The 11,372-nt window shown below is 41.8% G+C and carries 10 protein-coding genes; 8 read left to right on the plus strand and 2 right to left on the minus strand.

The window, feature by feature from the left end:
- The first annotated feature begins 142 nt into the window (after window positions 1-142).
- Window positions 143-475: a helix-hairpin-helix domain-containing protein gene (locus HZA08_10875; protein MBI5193928.1), complete on the plus strand. Its 333-nt coding sequence runs from the start codon at window positions 143-145 to the stop codon at window positions 473-475.
- A 48-nt stretch (window positions 476-523) separates the two neighbouring features.
- A complete protein-coding gene (locus HZA08_10880; GenBank protein MBI5193929.1) occupies window positions 524-1,288 on the plus strand; it encodes an HD-GYP domain-containing protein in 765 nt (254 codons plus the stop codon).
- On the opposite strand, the gene HZA08_10885 is transcribed toward HZA08_10880, so the two are convergent.
- Complete coding sequence (locus tag HZA08_10885; protein MBI5193930.1) at window positions 1,275-1,751, minus strand: universal stress protein; 477 nt, start codon at window positions 1,749-1,751, stop codon at window positions 1,275-1,277. The two genes, HZA08_10880 and HZA08_10885, sit on opposite strands and share 14 nt — an antisense overlap.
- 22 nt (window positions 1,752-1,773) lie before the next feature.
- On the opposite strand from HZA08_10885, the gene HZA08_10890 reads away from it, so the two are divergent.
- The 6 genes from HZA08_10890 to HZA08_10915 all read left to right on the plus strand — a co-directional run bounded on the left by HZA08_10890 (window position 1,774) and on the right by HZA08_10915 (window position 10,410).
- Window positions 1,774-4,338, plus strand: a complete 2,565-nt coding sequence (locus HZA08_10890; protein MBI5193931.1) for a carboxypeptidase regulatory-like domain-containing protein — start codon at window positions 1,774-1,776, stop codon at window positions 4,336-4,338.
- A gap of 41 nt (window positions 4,339-4,379) precedes the next feature.
- Window positions 4,380-4,796: a hypothetical protein gene (locus tag HZA08_10895; GenBank protein ID MBI5193932.1), complete on the plus strand. Its 417-nt coding sequence runs from the start codon at window positions 4,380-4,382 to the stop codon at window positions 4,794-4,796.
- A 69-nt stretch (window positions 4,797-4,865) separates the two neighbouring features.
- Entirely contained in the window at window positions 4,866-7,310 is a 2,445-nt protein-coding gene (locus HZA08_10900) for a PD40 domain-containing protein (GenBank protein ID MBI5193933.1), read from the plus strand.
- 399 nt (window positions 7,311-7,709) lie between these two features.
- Entirely contained in the window at window positions 7,710-7,931 is a 222-nt protein-coding gene (locus HZA08_10905; protein ID MBI5193934.1) for a DUF3276 family protein, read from the plus strand.
- A 130-nt stretch (window positions 7,932-8,061) separates the two neighbouring features.
- A complete protein-coding gene (locus HZA08_10910; protein MBI5193935.1) occupies window positions 8,062-8,490 on the plus strand; it encodes a peptidylprolyl isomerase in 429 nt (142 codons plus the stop codon).
- Between the two features lie 222 nt (window positions 8,491-8,712).
- Complete coding sequence (locus HZA08_10915; GenBank protein MBI5193936.1) at window positions 8,713-10,410, plus strand: hypothetical protein; 1,698 nt, start codon at window positions 8,713-8,715, stop codon at window positions 10,408-10,410.
- Between the two features lie 9 nt (window positions 10,411-10,419).
- On the opposite strand, the gene HZA08_10920 is transcribed toward HZA08_10915, so the two are convergent.
- Window positions 10,420-11,372: response regulator (locus HZA08_10920; GenBank protein MBI5193937.1), on the minus strand; the 953-nt coding region annotated here is incomplete at its 5' end.

Consider the following 11,372-nt stretch of genomic DNA (forward strand, 5'->3'; position numbering starts at 1 on the left):
AGAGAATTTATCATTTCTCTGTTTTTCCTTTTATAAATCCATGAGTTCGATACTATGAAAGATTATTGGAAATTTATGGCATTGTTGTTGCGATATTAACTATATAAATCAATAAACAAAATAATAGAAAGGGGGTGAGATTATGATAAAAGGTTTTCTTCGTATCAGCGGCCTGCTTCTGCTTTTAAGCCTTTCCACCTTACAGCCCGGAATCATCCATGCAGAGCAGACTGTAAACACACAAAATGCAGCAGTATCAGCAATAAATGTGAATACTGCATCAGCAAATGAGATTGCCGCTATTCCCGGACTTGGAGAGAAGAAGTCTATGGCGATTATTAAATACAGGGAGAAGCACGGGTCTTTTGCAAAGGTTGAAGATTTAAAAAAGGTTGACGGCATCGGCAATAAACTTTTTGAAAAGATAAAACCTTATGTTGCTGTAAAAACGGATACTGCCAGGCAGGAGAAATAATGTGGGCGGCGATTTTGTTATTTTCCAGACGGGGGGTGGAAGATGTATATGGATGATGGTTATCTCAGGAGATATGTCAGTAACCTTTGTGTACAGTTGAAGAACAGGCAGAATCCTTCAATCCGGGACCTGTTTCATTTTACGGAAAGAGGTTACTCAGACCGTCTATTTGAAGTCAGGGAATCAGTAACATATCTTTTTGATGAGGCATACAGGTACCAGAGATTCAGACACCTCCAGGCTAAGTATCTCGGTATAATTACACGGCTGTCAATGTATATTGAGATCAGGGATCCGCTTGCCATCGGGCATACCATAAGGCTGTCCAAGTATGCAAAGGCAATAGGCAAGGCATTGAGCTGGAGGCGGGAAAAGGTTGAGGAACTGGAAATCGGGGCGCATCTGCATGATATCGGTAAGGTGTGCGTGGCTGAATCAGTATTGAATAAAAAGGAGATGCTGACCCCGCAGGAGATGAAGCTTGTAAAGAGGCATACGAGGATTGGTGCAGGTATGCTTGTGAGTACGGATTTTCTGAAACCGATAGTACCGTATTTACTTTACCATCATGAGAAGTATGATGGTACCGGCTATCCTTTCGGTCTTAAAGGAAAGGACATCCCTGTGGAGGGAAGGATAATGGCGGTGTTGGATACGTATGACGCATTAATCAATGAGCGGCCTTACCGTGAGGCATTGTCCAATGATAACGCAGTTGACGAACTGATTAAGCAAAAAGAGCTTCAGCTTGACCCTGATGTTGTGACTGTATTTGTAGAGTTGATTCAAAAAGGGATTATTACGGCAAACTGAAGGTCTGACCGGGCCTTTTTACGGTCAGTACAGGACAGGGTGATTTTCTTACAACTTTTTCAGCCGTACTTCCAAGGAGTAAATGTTCAATACCCGTTCGCCCGTGTGTTGCCATAATGATAATATTGACCTGCTCCTGTTTTGCAAGTTTTATAATCTCTACAAATGGTTCACCTGTTAACAGGAAGCCTTCAACATCAATGTTTTTTTCTCTGATGGAGGTTACTACATCTTCAAGAAACCTCTTAGCAGTAGCCTCCATCACCTGATACTGGTCAGCCATATCAATACCTAAATCAGAAGTATAGGTAAATGGTTCAATTACATGCACGGCAAATATCTTGCTGCCGAATTTCTCTGCCATAGAGATTGCATAATGTGATGCATTTTCTGCTGACTCAGAAAAATCAGTAGGAAAGAGTATTTTCCCGAATTCAACCCCAAATTCATTCGCATTATTCATAGACACAAAATAAATTATTAGGATGAGTTTGTCAATAGAGGCACTTGCAAGAGCCTCAAAAAAAGGAGGTGAAAAGGTGCGCAGGGTTATTTTTATTCTGTTTATTATAATTTTATTATTCCATTTTTATTTTGATAGTCCCTCTTCTGCCCAGTTTATAAATGGAGATTTCAGCAGCGGTATAACAGGATGGGAGACAATAGGGGATGTGAATACATCTAATGGTGCGGCTGTTCTGGAAACCGGGGGCATAAATGGTGAATACATAACATCACTCTCTACAGACTTCATAATATTCGGAGACACACTTAACTTCCGGTTCTACTTTGACATAACAGGGCCTGATGATCCCAAGTATCCTGATTTCCATTCCTTTCCCTCTGATTTCTTTCAGATGACTTTAGATGCAGGAGATGAGGGGTACTTTGATGAGACACTTGCATGGAATCCCACAGTAGGTTTTGTCCCGTTTTCTTTTGACATTTCATCTATTACTGCCGGTACTATGGCGAGATTAACCTTTATGCTTTTTGATGAAGATGATGTGTTCAGGTCAGTAGCAGGTATTGATGATGTTACTGATCCATCAAAACATTCTCAGCCATTGACAGAACCCGGGACATTAATCCTGCTTGGAGGCGGTCTTGTAGCGGTGTTTGCATACAGCAGATACAGGGGAGTTTACAGGACATGGTGTTGTATATTGATACTCTCAATCACGCAAATATTAAGCAGCAGCATAGCGTATGCTGAGTTGCAGGAGACAAATGTTGATGACAAGACCTTGCTTGAATTTACCTCACCTGTCTTTAACACACGGACAAATATAATGACGCTTAATATGGCGATTACCAATATTTCTGATACAACAATCATGAGTCCCCTAAAGATTGTGATAACCGGTATAAGCAATTCGGATGTGAAGGTCTCAAATCCGGATGGATACACCCCTGGAGGTTTACCATTTTTTGATATGGCCGCTTATATCAGCAACCAGGGCCTCAGTGCAGGGGAAAAATCTCAGGCAAAGAAAATATCCTTTTACAATCCTGGGAGAATTAAGTTCCGCTGGGACCAGGATGTGATTGCTTATGTTGACATACCGGTTGATACAGGGCCGGTAATTTACAATATATGTTTAGTCCCCGGTGAAATGCCGCCGGTGTGTGAATATGATGAAGATAACTTTGATGTAAAGAATCCGGAATTTCAGAAGCTATCACAGGACATTCTGCCGGAGATGTATCGTTATGAGCAGATCAGGGTTTATGCCTTTGACTATAATGACATCCCAATTACAGTAACGATAAATGGTATTCAGGCAGACTTCAATGAAAATTGGGAAAATGGGTTTTATTACTTTGGTGATCTAACCCTTAAACACGGTAATAATATCCTCAGTGCAGTAGTGACAAATAATGAAGGTGTTAGTACAAGCCGTGACCTATCCCTGAATATTGATTCTGTTCCTCCTGTAATAAACATCATGAATGTAACTGATGGTGCAGTTGTAATGTTACCTGATATTTTGATAAATGGGAGCATAGATGACCCTCAGATAACTACTATCAGGATGATAAGAGATTTTGTGACAACTGAAGATATGCCTGTAGTTAACGGAGTGTTTAGTGCAAATATAATTTTATCAATTGGTCATAATAACCTGAGATTTGAGGCAATTGATCAAGCGGGTAATACAGGGATCTCCAATATTGATTTAATCCATGTCTTTTCAGAATTCGCAGGAGTATCAGGAAGGGTATATAACAGCGTACTTGGTGTACCTGTCAGTGGCGCTGTGATTAGGTTCACTTCAGGCGGCGGTCTTACAGCTAGTTTAATATCAGGTGATGCAGGGGAATTTAATATAACCGGCGTGGACAGCGGCTACATTACGCTGTTTGTGTCAAAGGATGGATATGACACTGTAAACCTTAATGTCTTTGCTGCGGGAGGAGATACACCTTCTCTGCATGATATAGCACTTATACCTTCTTCAGGTATTGATACATTAACACTTACAGGTCAGGTAAAGGATACCGGTGAATCGCCGCTATCAGGTGTAAAAATATCCTTAACCAATACAACCCTTTCAGCCATAACAGATAATAACGGTATCTATATCATCTCAGGGATTCCACGCACATCATTTACTGCAGAGGCGTCACTGGATTTGTATGAAAGTAAAAGCATCAATATTAATCCTGAGATGTACAACCCTGATGCCAAAATACTTACTACTAACGTTATCCTTAGAAATATTCCGGTAGTCATAGACATTCCTCCGGACCAGGGGAATGTACCGGAGGTATTAATACAGCTATGGCATAAGTTTAAAGAGTCCCTAATTGCCGGAAAAAATGAAGATGCGCTACTGCTGATAATGCCCGATACACGCCAGAGGTACAGGGACCAACTCTTATTGCTCGGTGATAAAGTACCTGAAACATTTGCAGTTATCGGAGACATCCAACTGATTTCTTATGATGATAATACAGCAAAGACAAGGGTCTATGAAGGAGATATTACATATTATGTCTGGTTTACAAAGGATATATTCGGGCAATGGAAGATACATAAGTTTTAAGTTTATTCCCCCTCCCTTGACGTGAGGGGGTTAGGGGGAGGGTGAGCTATGGAGATTTTTCGGGTGCATATATGAAAAAGAAACTATTAATTTTATTATCCTTATTTCTTATGTTCTGTTCCATATCAGTATACGCCGCAGACCCGCCTGATTCCCAATCAGACGTTGAATTAAAGAACATCTGGAACTCAATGGTCACTTCTTTAATAAAAAAAGATATTGAAAGTGCGTTAGATAATTTCACTCTTATATCAAGGTGGAAATACCATGAACAGTTTAAACAGGTATCAGACAAACTTCCTGAAATATTTTCAGGGATGCGGGATATAGAGAAGATATACATAAAAAAGGGCGAGGCAAAGTACAGGGTCAGGTTTAAAGAAAATGGAAGAGAATATACAAGTTTTATATGGTTCACGAAAGATATGCTCGGACGATGGAAGATAGATAAATTTTAAATTAAAAATTAAAAATTAAAGATAAAAAATCAAAAATCAAAAATAATCTGCAAGTAAGAGGGGTATCTCATGTATAAACAATTGAGTGTGATTATATTCTTTATTATTGTTGTGCTGTTTAACAATCTCATCAATTACAACATGGCGTATGGTTTCGGCAGCAGTTTTACTCATCCGTCAATTACGAGGTTAGCAGTAGATAATGTTGTTACTATCGGTGAAGTAGATAGGTTACTGAAACATGAATTGGATATACAGGACGGTATTGACAGCACGTTTCTGTTCCTTCGTAATGTTGATATTACTGTGCCGGATAAAGAGATTGAGAGGAATAATGATGTTGTGGGGAGTTTTGGAAGAGTTTACCCTTCAAGGTTCGATACACCTTACACCGGCAGGTATCTGGTAATATCCGGCAGTGAGGCTGAAGACCATCCGACTGAGAGGGCACAGCATCACTTTCTTGATCCGATATCAAATAAGGGCCTTGATAATAATTATTACGGAGCCGGCGTTCTTGCTGATTTTCTGGCACTCTTTTATCCATCAGCAGAACAGGGGAATGTTGGAAGATTATTCTGTTCCCTTCTCTCGATGTGTGAATCAAGCTTCAACCTCGACGGGACACCTGCGGTTGACAGGGTGGAAGGTAAGTCTTCCGCCTCGTATCCGTATAACTACTTTGCATGGCCTGATACACGCAGATACTTCTACAATGCCCTCACTGCTGCTACAAAAGAAGAGAGGGGACACTACTTTGCCATGACCTTCTTTTCCCTCGGCCACAACCTTCATATACTGGAAGACATGGGGGTTCCTGCACATACACGTAATGACTTTCTTTATGACCATATCTGGCATGGTGTTATTCAGGGGGCATATCTTGAGGGTTACCTCGAATCAGGAAAAATAACAGAGCTAATTCCCCCTCCCTTGACGGGAGGGGGGGAGGGGGAGGGTGAGCAATGGATATTTTCAAGTGAGAAGGTTTCATTCAGCAGGGTTGCCGACTTCTGGGATAATAACGGGACAAATCAAAGACCCGGCATGGCAGAATATACAAATCAGAATTTTCTAAGCGAGGGTACAGTATTCAGTCAGTATGACAAACCTGACTGGATTTCGATAGAGACTTATGAGCATGCGTCAGAAGATGGGAAAAGGGATTTAGTTCAGTATTACAGAGGAATGACTTCTGATGGTATGAATGTACCTCATCTTGCAGCAGTCGGTTTGTTACATTCTAAAATTACATTCTTAACTGATAAGGACAAGGCAAAGTACACGGCACATCTCGACCCATATAGTTATAAGGATTATTCAGAGATTCTGATACCTAAGGCAGTATCTTATGTATCCGCTCTTATGGAGTTCTTTTTCAGGGGGAGGATAGCGGTATTGAATGACGGGGCAGATGGTGTCAGGATAAAAAACATGTCTGCGGAACCGCTTAATAACGGGAGTTTTGAAATTCTCTATGATTCAACAAGCGGAACAAGAAATAAACTTGCCTCTTATGCAATTCCTGCTAATACCTCTATCCCTTCAGGAGGCGTAACAGAGAAGATTACCTTTAATAAACCTGCTGATAATACAAGTCAGGATCGTTTTGTGGTTGTGTATAAAGGCAGGCTGGGTGAGGAGGACAACGCAGTAATCGGGAAAGTTGTAAAGAAAAATATACTGTTTGTATCCAACAGAACCGGCTCTTCTGCAATATATTCAATGGACGCAGAAAACAGTGTGACGAGGCTGCTTGTCCCGAATGATAATCCATCCATTGACTATACCCATCCTGTTGCCTCTTCTGATGGAAAGGCGATTGCCTTTTATTCAAACAGAGATGGAAGTGACTCAATATGGATAATGGATACGCGTACAAGCAGTCTGATAAGAATTACAGAGGGGAGCTGGCCTGACTGGTCCCCGGACGGTAGACAGCTTGTTTATTCGAGGAAGACAAATGGTAAAGGAGATATATTTATATTTGATACAGAAAGCCTTGTTGAGACACGACTGACTTTTGATAATTACAACAACCTGTATCCCGCATGGTCGCCTGACGGGGCTTCAGTAGCCTATACCTCGCAGAGAGAGACTAAGAATGACATCATTGTTGTTGACCTGAACACACACAATGCACTAAACCTGACTGCCTCAATAGACAACTTAGACAGATGGAAACCGGCATGGTCTCCTGATGGAAAGATGATTGCTTATGAGAAACCTACAAAGATTGTATTCAGACCGGACGAACCTTTCTACGTTAATATATATTCACTTGATATTGATACCGGTATTGAAACAAACCTCACCAATGTGGATTCAAACAATAAGAGTTACGGCGTTTGGAATGGCACACCAAGATGGATGAATAACAATAGCCTGATAATAGAATCCAATGTCTCAGGAGATGCATGGTCTGACCTGTGGTTGATTGATGGAAACGGTGCCGGCTTTATGAAACGACTCACAGATACGCCGGGGCATGACGGCTATCCATTTGTTTGGTAATAAGAAGATTTTTGGCTGAACTCCCATGAACCGAGGGTTCACAAAGGGCAATGAAAACCCCACCCTCACCCTGATCCCCCCTCCTGCCTCCCCCCCGCAAAAGAGGGGGGAGGGATTTGGAAGGAATTTAATTGCAGCTCTCCCTGAGGGAGAGGGGGCTATGTTGATTCCCTCCCCTTCAAGGGGAGGGGTAGGGTGGGGATGGGGTTGATTTTCGGATGAACCGCTCATGAGCCGTAGACTCACAAAGGAGAATGAAAATCCCCCCCTTAGTTTAAGGGGGGGCATGGGGGGGTCATTTTCGGATGAACCGTCATGAGCGGGGCGATCACAAAGGGTTATTTTGGGCTGATCAAAACAGTGTTTATCTGTGGCCATTATTTATAGGAGGTTAAATTAATGGATGAGAAGATGAGTGTATTTAAGAGGATGGTGCGGGCTGGGAAACGCACATATTTCTTTGATGTAAAGTCTACAAAGAACAGCAAAAAATTTCTGATAATATCGGAGAGCATACCGAGTGGAGAAGGCAAATTCAACCGCTCCTCCCTGCTGATATTTCAGGACGACATGGAAAACTTCTTCAGCGCCTTTTCTGAGGCAAAGGTGCTATTGAAATAAAATGGAGAATAATTCTGATAATTCTGTGGACATCACCCCGGGTTTTATTTAAAAAATTAATTTGAATTAACCTTTAGCTCATGTATAATGCGTCAATACGTTTCATAACAATTAATTGAAAGGGATAATAATGTCACAGGCGAAAAGTGGGGATGTGGTAAAGGTTCATTATAGGGGGAGGTTTGCGGATGGTACGGAGTTTGATTCATCTATTGAAGAAGGTCCGCTTCAATTTACTATCGGTCAGGGGCAGATAATCCCGGGGTTTGAAGAGGCTGTTATTGGTTTGAATACCGGGGAATCAACGACTACTATAATTCCGGCAGACAAGGCTTATGGGCCTTATCGTAAGGAAATGATTCTGGAAGTTCCGAGGGACCAGTTCCCCGAGGATATAAGGTTGAACGTAGGTGAAGAGTTGGAACTGTCACAACCTGATGATAAGATAGTTGTGGTTACCATTGCCGGTGTAACAGAATCCATGGTGACGTTAGATGCCAATCACCCGCTTGCAGGAAAAGACTTAACTTTTGATATCCATCTGGTAGAAATACTGTAAGGGTCTGTCATAAAATAACCTATACATTTATGCATCTCATCTTCCGGCCATCTTTGTGTGCTTCTCAATCGCAACCCCTCAGCGTAGATTCAACTACGCCTTCGGGGTTGCTCAATCGGTCGCACTCAAACCTGACCGAAATCTGAGCGCCTAAATGCACAAGTTATTTCATGACAGACCCTAAGGGATTGACAAATTGTTCATAAAGTCCTATAAAACTGTATGCGTTTCCGAACTATATTAATCGCAGGTATTGCACTCCTGAATCTTTCCATAGTTTTTCCTATCTCAGCAGGCCAGCAGTCACAATGGATTTCAGAAGGTGAGAATCTCAATATCGGTAAAAGTAAAGAAACCGGCGTGGCCGCAACACCCCATGCCCTTGCCCCATCTCTTACAATGAAGGGAAATATCCCTTATGTTGCATGGACTGAGATAGACAGTGCAGGCATATCCCATGTTTATGCAAAACAAAAAGAGGGGAACGAATGGGCACTTGTCGGAAGGTTTCTGAATTTATCTCCAATACGCCACGCTGCAAATCCTGTACTGACTGTATCAGGAAATAATCTTTATGCTGCATGGAGTGAAAAGGACCAGAAAAACATCTCTCAGATATTTGTAAGGCAATGGAATGGGACAGAGTGGGTGCGCCAGGGCAGCAGTCTTAATGTAAATCCAGACCACCGCGCGATTAATCCTGTAATATCAGGCAATGGGACTTCTTTATATGCCGCATGGCTTGAAACAGACAGCAGTCTCAATGCCTGTTTATATGCAAAACAATGGGATGGTAGTGCATGGAAATCTATTGGAAATATACTCAACATATCCCCTGAAAAACATGCCTTAACGCCCGCCATAACCGCAGGTAAAGACGGTCTTTATCTCGCGTGGTCGGAGTATGACGAGCATGATATTGCCCAACTATACACAGGCTACTGGAATGGGGAGAAATGGGAATACATTGGAAAATCGCTTAATTTAAACCCTGTGAAAAATGCTCTATCACCTTCTATTTCATTGGCAGGGAATACCCTGTTTGTATCTTGGATGGAATACAATGCAGACGGAGTTTCCCAAGTGTATGTTAAACGATGGAATGGAAAGGAGTGGTCACGGCTTGGTGAGTCACTCAATATTGACGTTTCATCACATGCAACAAGCCCTTCTCTTGCAATTAAAGATGATGTGCCTTACGTCGCATGGATAGAGACAGGCGAAAATGGGGTCTCTGCTATTCATGTTAAACACTATCACAGGTCGTCATGGATATATGACGGTACGTCTGCAGCCTCTGAAGATAATAGGGGAGTAACGGCACCATCCGTTGAATCAAATGACAATGGTGTTTACATTGCATACAGTGAATTGGACAGCAGTAACATATATCAGCTTTATGTAAAAAGACTTATAGGAAAATGGGACAGTGCAGCAATGTCTCCATCTGTTAAACAAAAAGAACCGGCAGACCCCACAAAAGGGAAATTCTCAAATACATTTTTTACGAGAATACCGTTGGACCTCTCAAAGATGCCTCCGCCGCCGGTTGCTGTTAAGGTAATCCCAAAGACAGGGATGGGGGAGATTGACTGGATGAAGGGGATCAGGGATGGATTGTTTAAACCCTTTGACTCGACTGACCCGAACGCATTGCCTTACACACCGCTTTATAATATGGATATGAGCCTTTCCATAAAAAAGGATTTCGGCATACCGGATGCACGTTTCCCTCATTCATCACATACCATGTGGTTGGATTGTAAGAATTGTCATCCGACAATATTTATCCCTAAACGCGGCGGAAACCCGATTACAATGCACAGGGTACTTGAGGGCGAGTATTGCGGAAGATGTCACGGGGTTGTTGCCTTCCGTTTGTATGACTGCTTCAGATGCCATGCACAGCCTGCAAAATGATCATCTATACTATTTTCTCAGAATATCAATTACAGCCTTTTTGATATCAATTATTGATGCAGGTTTACGCAGGTATCTTATTTTATTATCTTTAAGAAATGATAAATGGCCTTCATCCCTTGTCCCTGTGAATACGAGAAACCGGTCTTTAATATTTGGATACTGTTCTTCAACCTTTTTATAAAACTCTATTCCATCCATCAAAGGCAGATTAACTTCAGTAATGATAACGTCATAGTACTTCTCAGATAGTCTGTTAAGCCCTTCTTCAGCATTATTCACACATTCAATTATCCACTCACCCCTCAACACGGCCTCTAATAACGCTGATGTTACTACATCATTTTCCACAATGAGAATCTTTTCATGCCAGGTATCAGGCAGGCTCCTTATTATATTAAGATACTTCCTCAATTCCGGCTGACTCTCTAAGTACCGCTCGATGTCCTTTTTATGCTGGTGTATTTTGGATGAGATAAATTCATTCGATATATGTCCTAATGACTTGAGGCTATACAGGAATATATCGTTGTACTCATAGAACTCAGTAGATACTATACAATCCAGCATATTCTCTTTTTTAAGGGTGCCGGCATTTATCTTTTGTTCAATCAATGAAAAGTAGCTGTCTACCAGCTTCCTTGTATTTTCATCAACTGTTATTGCCAATGCATTGAGTGTTGTATCTCCGGATGCCTCGATAGCCTTGGTAATAACATCCTTATGTATCTGTTCATCCCTGCTCAGTCCCATCAGGAATTCTGAAAATGCCGTATCATCTGAAAAATGTCCCGCAGCCTTTTCATAAATCCTTGAGGCAGTACCGTAACCCTTCAGTGAGGCGTGGGAACCCGGTCGTGGGGTAAGCCTCCTTTCCAATATTATGGGGGTTGTATGTACTATAGGTTTGATGGCGGTGAAGTCCCTGAAGGGAAGAGAAGTTTGAAGGGATCGAGGGTCAT

Source organism: Nitrospirota bacterium (assembly GCA_016212215.1).
Classification (GTDB): domain Bacteria; phylum Nitrospirota; class 9FT-COMBO-42-15; order HDB-SIOI813; family HDB-SIOI813; genus JACRGV01.